Annotated in this window: 16 protein-coding genes; 11 read left to right on the plus strand and 5 right to left on the minus strand. The window is 75.0% G+C overall.

What is annotated here, in order from left to right:
• Window positions 1-200: 200 nt before the first annotated feature.
• Together ACI797_RS13800 and ACI797_RS13805 are read right to left on the minus strand one after the other, a co-directional pair.
• Window positions 201-362: a hypothetical protein gene (locus ACI797_RS13800; protein ID WP_456859228.1), complete on the minus strand. Its 162-nt coding sequence runs from the start codon at window positions 360-362 to the stop codon at window positions 201-203.
• 93 nt (window positions 363-455) lie between these two features.
• Window positions 456-1,607 (minus strand): acyl-CoA dehydrogenase family protein, encoded by a 1,152-nt coding sequence (locus tag ACI797_RS13805; RefSeq protein WP_456859229.1) that lies wholly within the window; start codon window positions 1,605-1,607, stop codon window positions 456-458.
• Between the two features lie 91 nt (window positions 1,608-1,698).
• Between ACI797_RS13805 and ACI797_RS13810 the strand changes: the two genes are divergently transcribed.
• The 10 genes from ACI797_RS13810 to ACI797_RS13855 all read left to right on the plus strand — a co-directional run bounded on the left by ACI797_RS13810 (window position 1,699) and on the right by ACI797_RS13855 (window position 10,207).
• On the plus strand, window positions 1,699-2,283 hold the full coding sequence (locus ACI797_RS13810) for a TetR/AcrR family transcriptional regulator (RefSeq protein WP_456859230.1): 585 nt from the start codon (window positions 1,699-1,701) through the stop codon (window positions 2,281-2,283).
• Entirely contained in the window at window positions 2,280-2,744 is a 465-nt protein-coding gene (locus ACI797_RS13815; RefSeq protein ID WP_456859231.1) for a GNAT family N-acetyltransferase, read from the plus strand. Before ACI797_RS13810 ends, ACI797_RS13815 begins: the two co-directional genes overlap by 4 nt.
• Before the next feature lie 35 nt (window positions 2,745-2,779).
• Window positions 2,780-3,178 (plus strand): DUF3224 domain-containing protein, encoded by a 399-nt coding sequence (locus tag ACI797_RS13820; protein WP_456859232.1) that lies wholly within the window; start codon window positions 2,780-2,782, stop codon window positions 3,176-3,178.
• Between the two features lie 20 nt (window positions 3,179-3,198).
• Complete coding sequence (locus tag ACI797_RS13825) at window positions 3,199-4,137, plus strand: aldose 1-epimerase family protein (protein WP_456859233.1); 939 nt, start codon at window positions 3,199-3,201, stop codon at window positions 4,135-4,137.
• Complete coding sequence (locus tag ACI797_RS13830; RefSeq protein WP_456859234.1) at window positions 4,095-4,841, plus strand: MOSC domain-containing protein; 747 nt, start codon at window positions 4,095-4,097, stop codon at window positions 4,839-4,841. Before ACI797_RS13825 ends, ACI797_RS13830 begins: the two co-directional genes overlap by 43 nt.
• The gene (locus ACI797_RS13835) at window positions 4,842-5,057 is read left to right on the plus strand and encodes an RNA-binding S4 domain-containing protein (protein ID WP_456859237.1); all 216 of its coding nucleotides are present in this window, start codon (window positions 4,842-4,844) and stop codon (window positions 5,055-5,057) included.
• A 76-nt stretch (window positions 5,058-5,133) separates the two neighbouring features.
• Complete coding sequence (locus ACI797_RS13840) at window positions 5,134-6,798, plus strand: class I adenylate-forming enzyme family protein (RefSeq protein ID WP_456859238.1); 1,665 nt, start codon at window positions 5,134-5,136, stop codon at window positions 6,796-6,798.
• Between the two features lie 39 nt (window positions 6,799-6,837).
• On the plus strand, window positions 6,838-8,265 hold the full coding sequence (locus ACI797_RS13845; RefSeq protein WP_456859239.1) for an RNB domain-containing ribonuclease: 1,428 nt from the start codon (window positions 6,838-6,840) through the stop codon (window positions 8,263-8,265).
• Window positions 8,262-9,449, plus strand: a complete 1,188-nt coding sequence (locus tag ACI797_RS13850; protein ID WP_456859240.1) for a pyridoxal phosphate-dependent aminotransferase — start codon at window positions 8,262-8,264, stop codon at window positions 9,447-9,449. The genes ACI797_RS13845 and ACI797_RS13850 overlap by 4 nt, the downstream gene beginning before the upstream one ends.
• Window positions 9,446-10,207 (plus strand): nitrilase-related carbon-nitrogen hydrolase, encoded by a 762-nt coding sequence (locus tag ACI797_RS13855; protein ID WP_456859241.1) that lies wholly within the window; start codon window positions 9,446-9,448, stop codon window positions 10,205-10,207. Before ACI797_RS13850 ends, ACI797_RS13855 begins: the two co-directional genes overlap by 4 nt.
• 43 nt (window positions 10,208-10,250) lie before the next feature.
• Here ACI797_RS13855 and ACI797_RS13860 read toward each other — a convergent pair whose 3' ends face one another.
• The 3 genes from ACI797_RS13860 to ACI797_RS13870 all read right to left on the minus strand — a co-directional run bounded on the left by ACI797_RS13860 (window position 10,251) and on the right by ACI797_RS13870 (window position 14,073).
• The gene (locus ACI797_RS13860) at window positions 10,251-11,858 is read right to left on the minus strand and encodes a Na+/H+ antiporter (protein WP_456859243.1); all 1,608 of its coding nucleotides are present in this window, start codon (window positions 11,856-11,858) and stop codon (window positions 10,251-10,253) included.
• Between the two features lie 62 nt (window positions 11,859-11,920).
• Entirely contained in the window at window positions 11,921-13,141 is a 1,221-nt protein-coding gene (locus ACI797_RS13865) for an acyl-CoA dehydrogenase family protein (RefSeq protein WP_456859244.1), read from the minus strand.
• A 62-nt stretch (window positions 13,142-13,203) separates the two neighbouring features.
• On the minus strand, window positions 13,204-14,073 hold the full coding sequence (locus tag ACI797_RS13870; protein WP_456859245.1) for a YsnF/AvaK domain-containing protein: 870 nt from the start codon (window positions 14,071-14,073) through the stop codon (window positions 13,204-13,206).
• 134 nt (window positions 14,074-14,207) lie between these two features.
• Here ACI797_RS13870 and ACI797_RS13875 point away from each other — a divergent pair, with 134 nt between their 5' ends.
• On the plus strand, window positions 14,208-15,752 hold the full coding sequence (locus tag ACI797_RS13875) for a CYTH and CHAD domain-containing protein (protein ID WP_456859246.1): 1,545 nt from the start codon (window positions 14,208-14,210) through the stop codon (window positions 15,750-15,752).
• Window positions 15,753-15,800 lie beyond the last annotated feature (48 nt).

Genomic DNA, 15,800 nt, shown 5'->3' on the forward strand with positions numbered 1-15,800 from the left:
GGTCCAGCAGGTCCTCGGCGGGCAGCGCGTGCAGATCCTCGCCGGCGAGCGCGTCCAGCGCCGAGGCCACCTCGTCCACCGGAACACCTCCTCACCAGCTCGATCAGGTGTTCGAAGTCTACCGCCGGACCGGCCGGGTCGCCTCCTGAATCCCCAGCTCAGCGGCTTGTCCACAGATGTTGCGCAGGCCTTGCGCCTCATCAGGAAAGAGGTGGCGCCCCGAGGTCGGCCAGCCCCCGGAAGTGGTCGCTGACCGCCGTCTCCGGGGTGTCGAAGACCAGTCGGCAGCCGGTGATCCGCAGCGTCGGCCCGCCGTGCAGCCCGCACCGGACGAGGACGTGGTCCAGGGCGAGCTCCGCCATTCCCTGAGCCAGGCGGGCGTCGCGGCGCGACCGGTCCGGCCCGAGCCCGAAGAGGTTGAGCGTGAGGACGCGCACGGCGCCCGGCCTGCCGCCTCAGGCGGTGGCGGGCACGGCCTCCTTGGCCAGGTGGCGGCCGATGACCATGCGCTGGATCTGGTTGGTGCCCTCGAAGATCTGGAAGACCTTCGCCTCGCGCATGTACCGCTCGGCCGGGTGGTCGCGGGTGTAGCCGGCGCCGCCGAGCACCTGCACGGCGTCGGTGGTCACCTTCATCGCCGCGTCGGTCGCCACCAGCTTGGCGATCGAGGCCTGGCGCGAGTACGGCTTGCCGGCGTCCCGCCGCCGTGCGGCGGCCAGGTAGGTCGCGCGGGCGGACTCCACCGCCGCGGCCATGTCGGCGAGCAGGAAGGCCACCCCCTGGTGCTCGGCGATCGGCCGGCCGAACGCCTCGCGCTCGACGGCGTAGTCGACGGCGACGTCGAGCGCCGCCTGGGCCAGCCCCACGGCGACCGCCGAGACGCCGAGCCGGCCGGAGTCCAGCGCCGACAGCGCGATCGCCAGGCCGCGACCCGGCTCACCGACCAGCCGGTCACCCGGGACGGGGACGTCGTCCAGCCGGATCGCCGCCGTGTGCGAGGCGGTCAGGCCCATCTTGTGCTCGGGCGGCGCGGGCGTGAAGCCGGGCAGGTCGGGCGTGAGGTGGAAGCACGAGATGCCCTCGGGCGTGCGCAGGAAGGTCGAGTAGAAGTCGGCCTGCCCGCCGTGGGTGACCCACGCCTTCTCGCCGCGCGCGACCCAGCCGTCGTCCGACGGGGTGGCCGCCGCCCGCATGGCCGCCGGGTCGGAACCCGCGTGCGCCTCGGAGAGGCAGTACGCCCCGAGCAGCTCGCCACCGACCAGCGCGGGCAGCAGGTCCCGCCGCTGCGCCTCGGTGCCGAAGTTCGCGATCGGCGAGCAGGACAGCGTGTGCACGCTGATGCCCAGCGCGATCGAGGCCCACCGGAGCGACAGCTCCTCGAGCACCTGCAGGTACACCTCGTACGGCTGCGCGCCGCCTCCGACCTCCTCCGGGAATGGGAGGCCGAGCAGCCCGGCGTCCCCGAGGGTGCGGAAGACCTCGCGGGGGAAGCGCTCCTCGCGTTCGTACTCCGCGGCCCGCGGGGCCAGTTCGGCGTCGGCCAGCTCGCGCGTGAGCGCGATCAGGTCCCGCGCCTCGTCCGACGGCAGCTCTCGCTCGACCCGCACGACACCTCTCCCCGTTCGAGAAACAGTACTGAGGACGATACGCCAGTACTGTCTGGCGTCCAGGCGGGATGCTGTCCGACGAGGAGGTGCCATGACCGCGGAGACGACGACGCCCACGATGACGCGGCGGCAGGCCGAGCTGCTCGACCAGCTGGAGGAGTTGTTCCTGGCCGAGGGGTTCGCCCGCTTCACCCTCGACGACCTCGCCGTCCGCCTGCACTGCTCCAAGAGCACGCTCTACGCGCTCGCGCAGAGCAAGGAGCAGCTGGCGCTGCGCGTCGTCCGGCACTTCTTCCGCAAGGCGACGGAGGTGGTCGAGGCCCAGACCCTGACGGAGTCCGACCCGGCGCTGCGCGTGACCGCCTACCTCACCGCGGTCGCCCGGGCGCTCGGCCCGGCGAGCCCGGCCTTCCACCGCGACCTCGACTCCTTCGCGCCCGGCCGCGCCGTCTACGAGCGCAACACCGCCGCGGCCGCCGAGCGGGTGCGGCAGCTGATCGACGAGGGCGTGCGGCAGGGGCGCTTCCGCGAGGTCCACCCGGCGCTGATCGCCGACACCGTGACGACGCTGATGTTCCGCATCGGCCGCGGCGACACCGCCCGCGCCACCGGCCTCGACGACGCCAGCGCCTACCGCGAGCTGGCCGCGCTGCTGCTGCACGGGATCAGCCTGTGACGCCGCTGCCGGTGGCCTGGGACGACCCCGACGTCCAGCGCCTGACCGCCGCCCAGCAGGCCGAGCTGCGCGAGCGCTACGACGGCGGCAGCGAGCCCGGCGCACCGCCGTCGGCCCGCGACGTCAGCGTCGTCCTGCTCGTCCGGGACGACGACGGGACGGCGATCGGCTGCGGCGCGCTGCGCGCCCTCGGGGACGGCGCCGCCGAGGTCAAGCGGATGTACGTCGTGCCCGCGGCGCGCGGACGCGGGATGTCCAAGACCGTGCTCGCCGGCCTCGAGGCGGCCGCCCGCGAGCGCGGCTGGACGACGCTGCGGCTGGAGACCGGTCCGCGCCAGCCCGAGGCGATCGCGCTCTACACCGGCGCCGGCTACCGCCCGACCGGCGCCTTCGGGGCGTACGTCGGCGACCCCGACGCCGCGGACTCGCTGTTCTTCGAGCGGGTGCTCGACGACGCCTGAACCGTGCTGCCGCTGCGGCCCGGCACACTGCGCGCATGGGCACCGTCGTCGAGGTTCCGTTCGAGGTCACCGGCTGGGAACCCGAGCCGCTGGAGCTGGGGGAGGCCGGGCCGGTCACCTTCGGCCGGGTGACCCTGCGCAAGACCTTCTCCGGCCCGCTGACCGGCTCCAGCGTGGTGAGCATGACCAGCGCCGCCCTGGGCGAGGCGCCGGTCGGCTACGCCGCGCTGGAGCTGGTCACCGGCGAGCTGGAGGGCCGCAGCGGCTCCTTCGTCCTCCAGCACACCGGGGTCGTGGACGGGGAGCGGTCGAGCTCCACCGGGGTGGTGCTGCCGGGCACCGGCACCGGGGACCTCGCCGGTCTGCGCGGGCGGATCACCATCGCCCACGGGGAGTCCGGCGCCGTCCTCACCCTCGACTACGAACTGCCGTGACGTTGTGGTGAGCTGACGCCGTGTCGATCAACCCGCGGACCTCGCCCGAGTGGCCGGCCACCGAGCCGGCCGAGGCGCGGGTCCTCTGCGACGAGGCCCGGCTCGACGTCGACCTGCGCGGCGGCGGGCTGCGCCGGCTCGTCGTCGGCGGGTGGGACGTCCTCGACGGCTACCCGTCCGGCACCGTGCCGAACGGCCGGCGCGGGCACGTCCTGCTGCCCTGGCCGAACCGGCTGCGCGACGGCCGCTGGACCTGGGACGGCGAGGAGCTGCAGCTCGAGATCGCCTCGACGAAGCGCCCGGTCGCCATGCACGGGCTGGTCTCCTGGCAGCCCTGGAGCATCCTCGACCGCAGCGAGGGCGTGCTCTCCGTCGGGACGGTCGTCGAGCCGCGCCCGGGCTACCCGTTCCGGCTGGCGGTCGCGGTCGACTACGCCCTGTCGGCCGACCAGCTCGACGTCACGCTGCGGGTGGGCAACGCCGGGCACACGCCGGCGCCCTTCGGTGCCGGGATGCACCCCTACTTCGGCGTCGGGGCGCGGGAGGACGGCGGACTGGCCGAGGCGGAGCTGACCCTGCCCGCCCGCACCCTCGTGGTGGTCGGGGACGACGGGCTGCCCACCGGCGAGACGCGGCCGTTCGACGGCGCCGTCGGCCGCATCGGCGACCGCCGCTTCGACGACCCGCTCACCGACCTGGCCCGCGACGACGACGGCTGGGCGCGGGTGCGGCTGGCCGGCCCGGCGGGGGAGCTGACCGTCGCGGTCGACGAGGGCTGGCCGTGGCTGCAGGTCTACAGCGGCGACACCCTGCCCGCCGGCGAGCGCCGCCGCAGCCTCGCCGTCGAGCCGATGACCTGCCCGCCCAACGCGCTGGCCGACGGCGTCGACCTCGTCGTCCTCGAGCCGGGGCGGCAGTGGCGGAGCAGCTGGTCGGTCTCCTGGACCCCGGCGGGCTGACCGTGCGGGTCGCGGAGCTCTGGCGGTACCCCGTCAAGTCGCTGCAGGGCGAGCGGCTGCAGCGGGCCGAGGTCGGCGCGCTCGGCGTCGCCGGCGACCGGCAGTGGGCGCTGTTCGACCTCGACACCGGGTTCGGGCTCACCGCGCGCCGGGTGCCCGACCTGCTGTTCGCCGCCGGCCGCCTGCGGGACGACGGCGGCGTCGAGGTGGTGCTGCCCGACGGCACGGTGACCACCGACGACGGGGTCCTGTCCGACTGGGCCGGCCGCGGGATCGGGCTGCGGCCGGCCACCGGGAACGCCCCCCGGTACGAGGGCGTCGACGACGACGAGAGCGACGGCTGGTACCCGTGGCACGGGGCCGCCGAGGCCTTCCACGACAACCCCGAGTTCCGCGTCACGCTCGTCTCCACCGGCACGCTCGGCCCGTGGGACCGCCGCCGGTTCCGCGCCAACGTCGTCCTGGACGGCGAGGGCGAGGACGCGCTGGTCGGCACCCGGCAGCGGCTCGGCTCGGCGGTGCTGGACCTGCGCGAGCCCGTGTCCCGCTGCGTCATGGTGACCCGCCCGCAGCCGGGCGGGATCGGCCGCGACAACGGCGTCCTCAAGACCATCCACCGCGAGCGCGCCAGCACCCTCGCCGTCGGCGCGCTGGTCCGGCGGGCCGGCGCGGTCGCCGTCGGCGACGAGCTGACGGGGGCCTGAGTGCGCACCGTCGAGCTCCGCACCGGCGAGGACACCATCCGGCTCGGGCAGCTGCTCAAGCTCGTCGACGCCGTGCCCACCGGCGCGCAGGTCAAGGACGTGCTGCTCACCGGAGCGGTGCGGGTGAACGGCGAGCCCGAGGAGCGCCGCGGCCGCCAGTTGCGCCGGGGCGACGTGGTCGCGATCGAGGGGCTGGAGGAGGTCCGCATCGGCTGACCGCCCTCGGTGGACTGCGACGTGGCTCTCGGCTTGTATGGGGGAACCTGACACCGCCGTCGAGGGGGCCTCCACCGTGACCACGTACGACGACCGTCCCTGGCTCGCCAACTACACCCCCGACCAGCCGCCGGACGTCGACGTGGAGTTCGACGACGCCCTCGCGATGGCCCGCGCCACCATCGCCGCCCGGCCCGACGACCCGGCGATCAGGTACTTCGACGGCACCCTCACGTGGCGGGAGCTCGACGAGCAGTCGACGGCGCTGGCCGCCGGCCTGCTGGCCCACGGCTTCCGGCGCGGCGACCGGCTCGCCGTGTACCTGCAGAACGTCCCGCAGTTCGTGCTGGCCATGGTCGCCACCTGGAAGGCCGGCGGGATCATGGTCTCGATCAACCCGATGAACCGTGAGCGCGAGCTGGACTACCAGCTCAAGGACTCCGGGGCGAAGGTGCTGCTCTGCCTGGAGTCGCTGTACGACTCGGTGGCCCGCAAGGTCGTCCCCGACAGCGACGTCACCCTCGTGCTGACGACGTCGGAGCTGGAGCACCAGTCGCGCGCCGACGCCCGCCTGTTCGACCGCGTCACCCGCCAGCGGCACGAGGGCACCACCGACCTCGCCGAGCTGATCGAGCAGCACCGCGGGCAGTCGGTCCCCGACGTCCGCTACGGGGTCGACGACGTCGCGTTCCTGACCTACACCTCCGGCACGACCGGCGTGCCCAAGGGTGCGATGAACACCCACGGCAACGTCTGCTTCACCGCGCAGGTCTACCGCGACTACGTGGGCGTCGGCACGCACGGCTCGGTGCTCGGCGTCGCCCCGCTGTTCCACATCACCGGCCTGATCGGGCACATCGGCGTCTGCCTGCTCAGCGGCTCGGCGCTGGTGCTCGCCTACCGGTTCGAGCCGCAGGTGGTGCTCGACGCCATCCGCGAGCACCGGCCGACGTTCACCATCGGGGCGATCACCGTGTTCATCGCGCTGATGAACGCCCCCGGCTTCGACCGGGAGGACTTCTCCTCGTTCGAGTACATCTACTCCGGCGGGGCGGCGATCGCGCCGTCGACCGCCGAGGCGTTCGAGAAGGCGACCGGCCTGCCCATCCACAACGCCTACGGGCTCACCGAGACCACCTCGCCGATGACCGCCACCCCGCGCGGGGTCGCCTCCCCGGTCGACCCCACCTCCGGCGCCTTCTCCGTCGGCTGCCCGGTCAACAACACCGTCGTGCGCATCCTCGACGAGCACGGGCAGCCGGTACCGCTGGGCGAGGTCGGCGAGATCTGCGCGCGGGGGCCGCAGGTGGTGCTCGGCTACTGGGGCAAGGAGAAGGAGACCGAGGAGTCGCTGCCCGGCCGCGAGCTGCACTCCGGCGACGTCGGGTTCATGACCCCCGAGGGCTGGATCTTCATCGTCGACCGCAAGAAGGACATGATCAACGCGTCGGGCTACAAGGTGTGGCCGCGGGAGGTCGAGGACGTCCTGTACGGGCACCCGGCGGTGCGCGAGGCCGCCGTCGTCGGCGTCCCGGACGAGTACCGCGGCGAGACGGTGAAGGCCTTCGTCTCGCTCAAGCCGGGCACCGAGGCGACCCCGGAGGAGCTCATCGCGTTCTGCAAGGAGCGGATGGCCGCCTACAAGTACCCGCGCTCGATCGAGCTGGTCGGCGAGCTGCCCAAGACGGTGACGGGCAAGATCCTGAGGCGAGAGCTGCGCACGCAGCCGGCCGGGGGCTGACCAGCCGCCTGGTTCCACGTGGAACGCCGGAGGTGGTCGGTGGACCGTCCCGCCCGCCACCCCCTCCGGGTCCCGCGCTGGGCGCCCGCGGCGCCGGCCCCGCCGGACTTCGCGGCGATCCGCGCGGAGCTCGGCGTGCCGGAGGAGTTCGGCGCCGACGCCCTCGCCGAGGCGGCCGCCGCGGCCGCCCGCCCGCCGCTGCCCGAGCTGGACGCGACCGACGTCGAGCTGGTCACCGTCGACCCGCCGGGGAGCCGCGACCTCGACCAGGCGGTGCACCTGGCCGCACTGGGCTCCGGGTGCCGCGTCACCTACGCGATCGCCGACGTCGCGGCCTTCCTGCGGCCCGGCGGCCCGCTCGACGCCGAGACCCGGCGGCGCGGGCAGACCGTCTACTGCCCCGACCGCCGGACCCCGCTGCACCCGCCCGTGCTCAGCGAGGGCGCGGCCAGCCTGCTGCCCGGCCAGATCACCCCGGCCGTCGTCTGGACGATGGACCTGGACGGCGACGGCGAGCTGAGGAGCTCCGCCGTCCGCCGGGCCCGGGTGCGCAGCCGCGCCCAGCTGGACTACCCGTCCGTCCAGCAGCAGGCCGACGCCGGCACGCTGCCCGGGCCGCTGGCCCTGCTGCCGGACGTCGGCCGGCTGCTGCTGGCGCGCGCCGCCGACCGGGGGGCGATCGAGCTGGGCACCCCGGAGCAGGAGGTGCGCCCGGCGCCGGACGGCGGCTGGACCCTCGCCTTCCGCGGCGACCTGCCGGTGGAGGCGTGGAACGCGCAGATCTCGCTGCTGACCGGCCGGTGCGCGGCCGGGCTCATGCTCGACGGCGGCGTCGGGCTGCTGCGCACCCTGCCCCCGGCCCGGGTCGAGGACGTCGAGCGGCTGCGGCTGCTCGCCCCGGCCCTCGGCGTCGACTGGCCGGCGGGGGCGGCGCCGGGCGCGGTCATCAGCGGGCTGGACGCCGGCGACGCCCGGCACGCGGCCTTCCTCGAGGAGGCGGCCACGCTGCTGCGCGGCTCGGGGTACACCGCCTTCGACGGCGCCCCGCCCGAGCAGCCCCTGCACGCCGGGGTCGCGGCGCCCTACGCGCACGTCACCGCGCCGCTGCGGCGGCTGGTCGACCGGTTCGCCACGGAGGTCTGCCTCGCCCTCGCGGCCGGTCGCGCCCCCGACGAGCGGCTGCGCGCCGCGCTGCCCGAGCTGCCCGCGCTCATGGCCGCTTCCGACCGGCGGACCCGCGAGGTGGAGCGGGCGGTCGTCGACGCCACCGAGTCCTGGCTGCTGCACGGCCGGGAAGGCTCGGTGTTCGCCGGCGTCGCGGTCGACGAGGGCACCGTGGTGCTCGACGCCCTCGCCGTCCGCGCCCGCTGCGCCGGTGCGCTGACGCCCGGCACCCGGGTGGAGGTGCGGCTGGTCGGGGCCGACGTCGCCACCCGGCGCGTCCGGTTCGAGAAGGTGGTCCCGTGACCCGCGTGCCGTACCTCTCGTCCCGGCTCCAGGGCTTCGGGACGACGATCTTCGCCGAGATGAGCGCGCTGGCCGTCGCCACCGGCTCGGTGAACCTCGGCCAGGGCTTCCCCGACTACCCCGGCCCGCCCGAGGTGCTCGACGTCGCCCGCGCCGCGATCGGCACCGCGCACGACCAGTACCCGCCCGGGCCGGGGATCCCGGAGCTCCGTGCCGCGATCGCCGACCACGTGCGGCGCTTCGGCGGGCTGGCGTACGACCCGGACGGCGAGGTGCTGGTCACCGCCGGGGCGACCGAGGCGCTGGCCGCGGCCCTGATCGCGTTGCTCGAGCCGGGCGACGAGGTGGTGCTGTTCGAGCCGATGTACGACAGCTACCCCGCCGGCGTGGCCATGGCCGGCGGCGTGCTGCGGCCGGTGCCGCTGCACCCGCCGGCGTCCGGCGAGGGCCGCTGGACGTTCGACCCCGCCGAGCTGCGCGCCGCCGTCACCCCCCGCACCAAGCTGCTGGTGCTCAACACCCCGCACAACCCCACCGGCAAGGTGTTCACCGCCGAGGAGCTGGCGACGTTGGCGGCCCTGGCCATGGAGCACGAGCTGCTCGTCCTCACCGACGAGGTGTACGAGCACCTGGTCTTCTCCGGAGCCCGGCACCGCTCGATCGCGACGCTGCCCGGCATGCGCGAGCGCACGCTGGTCGTCAGCAGCGCCGGGAAGACGTTCAACACCACCGGCTGGAAGATCGGCTGGATCTGCGGGCCGGCGCCGCTGGTGGCCGCCGTCCGCACCGCCAAGCAGTTCCTCACCTACGTCAACGGCGGCCCGTTCCAGCCGGCGGTCGCCGCGGGCCTGGCGCTGCCCGACGGGTACTTCGCCGGCATCGCCAGCGACCTGGAGTACCGCCGCGACGTCCTGGTGCAGGGCCTGCGTGCGGCGGGCCTGCCGGTGGTCAGCCCGGAGGCGACGTACTTCGCCACCGTCGACGTCCGCCCGGTGCAGCCGGACGGCGACGGGCTGGCGTTCTGCCGGTCGCTGCCGGAGCGGGCCGGTGTCGTCGCCGTCCCGACCGTGGTCTTCTACGACCCGGCGCACGCGGCGCTGGGCCGGCACCTGGTCCGGTTCGCGTTCTGCAAGCGCGACGAGGTGCTGGGCGAAGCGGTGGAGCGGCTGAGGGGGATGGCATGAGGATCGCGGCGGTGCAGCACGACATCGTGTGGGAGGACCGCGACGCCAACTTCGCGCGGCTCGCCCCGTGGGTGGCCCGCGCGGTCGGCGCCGGCGCGGAGCTGGTGCTGCTCACCGAGACGTTCTCCACCGGGTTCTCCATGACGCCGGGGATCGGCGAGCCCGAGGGCGGCCCGTCGGCGCGGTTCCTGCAGGCGCAGGCCGCCGAGCACGGCGTCTGGGTCGGCGGCACCTGCCCGGAGGTCGCGGCCGACGGCGAGCTGCCCTACAACTCGTTCGTCCTCGCCGGGCCGGACGGGACGACGCACCGCTACCGCAAGCTGCACCCGTTCACCCACGCCGGCGAGCACGAGCGGTTCCGGGCGGGGGAGAAGCCGGCCACCGTCGAGATCGGCGGCCTGCGGGTCACCCCGTTCATCTGCTACGACCTGCGCTTCGCCAACGTCTTCTGGGACGCCGCGGCGCACACCGACGTCTACCTCGTCCCGGCCAACTGGCCCAGCCCGCGGCGGCACCACTGGCAGACGCTGCTGCAGGCCCGTGCGATCGAGAACCAGGCCTACGTCGTCGGCTGCAACCGGGTGGGGGTCGCCGGCGACGGCACCGAGCACGTGGGCGACAGCCGGATCGTGAGCCCGACGGGGGAGCTGCTCGCCACCGCGGCCGGCGTGGAGACCATCGTGCTGGCCGACGTCGACCCCGCCGAGGTCACCGCCACCCGCGACCGCTTCCGGTTCCTCCCCGACCGCCGGGCGTGAGCGGAGTGGATCCGTCGGCGTGACCCTGACGGATCCACTCCGGTCACTCAGCTTCGGGGACGCCGTCGAGGCGCACCTCCTCGGCGTCGAGCTGCGCCTGGACCCGCAGCAGCACCAGGTCGTCGATCGCGTGCGTGTGCCGCAGCTCGTCCACCGCGCGCCGCTTGTCGGCCAGCAGCGCCAGGCGCAGCCTCCGCTCGGCCTTGACCGCGTGCAGCGCCGCGCGCTCCTCCTCCGCGCCGCCGCCGTCGTCGAGGACGGTCTCCCGCAGGTCGATCTCGCGCAGGTGCTCCCCGTAGGCCGACCGCACCCGCTCGACCACCTCGGCGGGCACGTCCAGGTCGGTGGCGCGGTCGTCGAGGACGTCCAGCGCCGCCCGGGTCGCCGTCCGCTCGGCCAGGCGCTGCTCGCGCACCTCGGCGCGGTCCTCGGGCAGCCGGGCCCAGCGGACGACGGCGGGCAGCGTCGGCCCCTGCACCAGCAGCGTGAAGGCGATGACGCCGAAGGTGACCAGCAGGACCGTGTCGCGGCCGGCCAGCGGGTCGCCGTCGGCGTCCTGGAACGGGATGGCCAGCGCGGCGGCCAGCGAGACGGCCCCGCGGAACCCGGCCCAGGCGCCCGGCTGGCGCTGCCGGAAGCCCATGCGGCGCAGCCGCTGGGCCGGCCGCCGGTCGAGCGCGCGGATGACGTACGGCATGGTGTTCACCCACAGCAGCCGCGTGCCCAGGACGACCAGCGCGACGAGCAGCGCCGTCCCGGCGCCGGCCAGCAGGTCGGCGGCCGACCGGCCCTCGACGACGACGTGCAGCTGCAGCCCGATGAGGACGAACAGCGTGCCGTTGAGCAGGTAGGTGGAGAGGCTCCAGAACGCGCGTGCCTGCACGCGGGTGCGGGCGCCCATGACCCGGGGCGTCACCTGGGACAGCGCCAGCCCGGCGACGACGACCGCGACCACGCCCGAGACGTGCAGCAGCTCGGCGGGCAGGAAGGCGACGAACGGGGTGAGCACGCTGGCGACGCCCTCCAGCCGGACGTCGTGCAGCCTCGGCCGCACCCGGTACGACAGCGCCGCGACGGCGAGGCCGATGCCGATCCCGCCGGCGTAGGAGAGCACCAGCTCCCAGGCCACGTCGCCCGCGCCGACCTCGAGCTCGCCGACCGCCACCCCGACGGCGACGCCGAAGAGCACCAGCGCCGTCCCGTCGTTGACCAGGCTCTCCGCCCGCAGCGTCGTCCCGATCCGCCGCGGGAGCCGGCCGGCCACCGCGGCCACCGCGGTCGCGTCGGTCGGCGCCAGGACGGCGCCGAGGACGAAGGCCATCGGCCACGACAGGCCCAGGGCGTGCGCGACGACGGCGACCGTGCCCGCGGTCGCCAGCACCAAGCCGATGGCGAACAGCGAGATCACGCGCAGGTTCGCCCGGGCCTCGCGCAGGGAGGTGTTGATCGCCTCCCAGTACAGCAGCGCCGGCAGGAACAGGAACAGCACCAGCTCCGGCGGCATCTCCACGTCGCCGAGGCCGGGCACGAACCCGAACCCGACGCCGAGCAGCAGCTGGACCAGCGGCGCCGGCAGCCGCAGGCGCTGCCCGAGCACCCCGCCCAGCAGCACCAGGACGCCGATGACGACGACGATCTCGAGACCCCGCACGGGGAGATCCTGGCGTCAGCGGCGGCCGGACGCCCAGGAGATCTGCGCGCCGGGCCTCCGGGTCAGTCGCGCGCCTTGAGCTCCCGGCGGGCGATGACCATCTCGTGGACCTCGTCGGGGCCGTCGGCGATCTGCAGCAGCCGCGCCTGGGCGTAGAGGGAGGCCAGCGGGGTGTCCTGGCTGACGCCCATGCCGCCGTGCGCCTGGATGGCCCGGTCGACCACGTACTTCGTCACCTCGGGGACGGCGACCTTGATCGCCGCGATCTCGGTGCGGGCGCCCTTGTTGCCCACGGTGTCGATCAGCCAGGCGGTCTTGAGCACCAGCAGCCGGGCCTGCTCGATCCGGATCCGCGACTGGGCGATCCAGTGCTGGACGACGCCCTGCTCGGCGACCGGCTTGCCGAAGGCGACCCGCTGCTTGACCCGGTCCACCATCAGGTCCACCGCCCGCTCGGCCATGCCCAGCAGCCGCATGCAGTGGTGGATCCGCCCGGGACCCAGCCGCGCCTGCGCCAGCGCGAACCCGGAGCCCGGCTCGCCGAGCAGGTTGGCCACCGGCACCCGCACGTCGTCGTAGTGGATCTCGGCGTGCCCACCGTGCGAGGCGTCGGAGAAGCCGAACACGCTGGTCGAGCGCTCGACCTTCACGCCGGGGGTGTCGAAGGGCACGAGCACCATCGACTGCCGGCGGTGCGGCTCGGCGCCGGGGTCGGTGACGCCCATGACGATCGCGATCCGGCACGAGGAGCTCATCGCCCCCGAGGACCACCACTTGCGGCCCTGGATGACGTACTCGTCGCCCTCCCGGCGGATCTGCGTGCGGATGTTGGTGGCGTCCGACGAGGCGACCGCGGGCTCGGTCATCGAGAACACCGACCGGATCTCGCCGGCCAGCAGCGGCTCCAGCCACTCGGCGCGCTGCTGGTCGGTGCCGAACAGCGACAGGAGCTCCATGTTGCCGGTGTCGGGGGCCGCCGAGTTGACCGCCTCCGGCGCCAGGGCCGGGCTGCGGCCGGTCAGCTCGGCCAGCGGCGCGTACTGCAGGTTGGTCAGCCCGGCGCCGTAGCCGTGCCGCTCGAAGTGCTCCCGCGGCAGGAACAGGTTCCACAGCCCGCGCTCGCGCGCCGAGGCCTTGAGCTCCTCGATCACCGGCGGGCGGTCCCAGCCCGACGTCTGCACCTGCTCGGCGAACACCTTCTCGGCCGGGTAGACCTCCTCGTCGAGGAAGGCCTGCAGGCTCGTGGCGAGCTCGGTCGTGCGGGGGTCGGGCGCGAAGTCCACGGGGCGGCTCCCTGGCTGGCGGCGGGACGGCGGTGTCCGCCCCGCACGCTAGCCGGGCGCCCTCAGCCGCCGCTGCGCGGGACGACGTCCTGGTCGACGACGATCTGCTCCCGCTGCACCTGCCCGGTCACCTGCTCCTGCCCCTGCACGAGCTCGGTGCGCAGCCGCACCCGCTCGGTCGGCACGACCTCCACGCTGACCACCGGCCGCTCGGTGTGCAGCACGATCTCGTCCGGCAGCCCGCCCCCGGTCGCGGGGACGTCGACCAGCGACTCGCCCGGCCCGGGCTCGGCGCCGTCCAGGGGCACCTCCTCGATGCGGATCTCCTCCCGGCGCACCGGGACGGTGATCTGCACCTCCTCGGTGACCACGTACTTCACCAGCCGCACCCGGGTGGCGGCGACCTGCTCGGTGGACACCCGCAGCCGCTCCTCGCTGCGGACCATCCCGCCGTCGGGAGCCGGCGCCGCCGTCGGCGCCGGGGCGGGTGCCGTGCCCGGTGCGGGGGCCGGCTCGGGGGCGATCCCGGCGCGGGTCTCCCCGACGTCGTCCGCCGGACCCGCCCCGGCCGGGGTCAGGCCGGTGCCGCTGTTCGTCCACGCCGGCTCCCCGACACCGGCGACGTCGAGGCCGTAGTGCCGGCGCAGCTGCGACTCGTCGTCGGGGGACAGGTGCCCGCCGGTGCCCACGTCGGGCGCGGACCGCACCGACTCCTGGGTGACCGGCAGGACCAGCCGGCCGTCGGTGAACGTGGCGCTCTGCACCGGCACGATCGACGTGCGGGTGCCGAACAGACCGGTGATCACCGCCACCCAGGACGGCGTGCCGCTGCGGTCGTCGACGTAGAAGTGCTCGACGGTGCCGATCTTGCCGCCGTGCGCGTCGTAAGCGGTGGTGCCCACGGCGGCGGAGACCTCGCGGTCGGTGAGCATGAACCGGCTCCCCTCTGGGCCAGACGATGTCGTCCCGACGGTGCCCAGCCGTCGCGACCTGCGAACATCACGGGGGCACCCGGTGCCATCAGGTGGGATCGTCGGTGTACCGCCCCAGCAAGAGGAGGCCCCCGGTGACCGACGTGCACGTCGAGATCGAGCGCAAGTTCGACGTCGAGGCGGACTTCGTGCTGCCCGACCTGTCCGCCGTCGAGGGCGTGGCCTCGGTGGACGGCCCGGAGGAGCGGCAGCTCGAGGCGGTCTACCACGACACCGCCGATCTCCGGCTGGCCCGCGCGAAGGTGACGATGCGCCGCCGCACCGGCGGCCCCGACGCGGGGTGGCACGTCAAGCTGCCCGGCGTCGACGGCGCCCGGCGGGAGCTGCACTCGCCGCTGGGCCGGGCGGGGCGGGTCCCGCCCAGGCGCGTGCAGGACCCGGTGCTGGGCATCGCCCGCGGTGCGGAGCTCGGCCCGGTGGCCATCCTGTCGACGCGGCGGACGGTGACCCTGCTCCGGGGGGAGGGCGGCGCCGTCCTGGCCGAGGTGGCCGACGACTCGGTGACCGCCACGCTGCTGTCGGTCACGCCCGACCAGCCGGCCACCGTCGAGGTCTGGCGGGAGGTCGAGGTCGAGCTCGTGGACGGCGACGAGGAGCTCCTGGCCGCCGTGGTCGCACGGGTCGAGGCCGCCGGCGCCCGCCCGTCGGGTTCGGCGTCCAAGCTGGCCCGGGTGCTCGCCCCGCGGCTGGCCGCGCTCGACGGCGCGGTCCCGCAGGAGGTGCGCAAGCCGAAGAAGGCGACCGCCGGGGAGATCGTCCGGACGGCGCTGGCCGCCCAGGTGCAGGCGCTGCAGGACGCCGACCTGATGGTCCGCACCGACCAGGCGGAGGGCGTGCACGACCTGCGGGTCGCCTGCCGCCGGATCCGCAGCATCCTGGCCGCCTTCCGGCCGGTGCTGGACCGGGCGCGGACCGACGGCATCCGCGAGGAGCTGCGCTGGCTCGGGCAGGAGTTCTCCGGTGCCCGCGACGGCGAGGTGGCCCTGGAGCACCTCCGCGCGCTGGTCCGGCAGCAGCCGGTCGAGCTGGTCCTCGGCCCGGTCGCGGCGCGGCTGCAGCAGGAGGAGATCAAGGACCACGCGAAGGGGTCGGCGCAGGGGCTGCGCACCCTGCGGTCGGAGCGCTACCTCGCCCTGCGCGACGCCCTGGACGCCCTCGTGGCGGAGCCGCCGTTCACCGACGAGGCGCAGCAGCCGGCGGCGCCCGTGCTGCGCGCGGTCCTGCAGAAGACGGTGCACCGGCTGCGGCGGGACGTGCGGGCCGCCCGGGCCACCGAGCAGCGGGCCGAGCGCGACCACCTGCTGCACGACACGCGCAAGGCGGCCAAGCGCGTCCGCTACACCGCCGAGGTCGCCGCGCCCGTGCTGGGCGCGGCGGCGGCCGACCTCGTCCAGTCGATGAAGGACCTGCAGGACCTGCTCGGCGAGCGCCAGGACACGGTGGTCACCCGCGACGAGTGCCGCCGGCTGGGGCTGGCCGCCTTCGCCGCCGGCGAGAACGCGTGGACCTACGGCCGCCTCGAGGCGCTCGAGGAGGCCCGTGCCGACCGTGCCGAGCAGGAGTTCTGGGCCCGCTGGCCCGAGTTCAAGGCGCAGCTGAAGCAGGCCACCCGCGGGTGACCCCGGCTGCCGCGTTCCCGACGAGCCCCTGAGAGGCCGCCCTGTCCC

This window comes from Geodermatophilus sp. SYSU D00691 (assembly GCF_054050275.1).

Bases quoted from the DNA above. Each gene is read 5' to 3' on its own strand.
- ACI797_RS13855 (WP_456859241.1), top strand. From the start codon at position 9,446: ATGAGGATCGCGGCGGTGCAGCACGACATCGTGTGGGAGGACCGCGAC.
- ACI797_RS13870 (WP_456859245.1), bottom strand. From the start codon at position 14,073: ATGCTCACCGACCGCGAGGTCTCCGCCGCCGTGGGCACCACCGCTTAC.
- ACI797_RS13810 (WP_456859230.1), top strand. From the start codon at position 1,699: ATGACCGCGGAGACGACGACGCCCACGATGACGCGGCGGCAGGCCGAG.
- ACI797_RS13820 (WP_456859232.1), top strand. From the start codon at position 2,780: ATGGGCACCGTCGTCGAGGTTCCGTTCGAGGTCACCGGCTGGGAACCC.
- ACI797_RS13800 (WP_456859228.1), bottom strand. From the start codon at position 362: ATGGCGGAGCTCGCCCTGGACCACGTCCTCGTCCGGTGCGGGCTGCAC.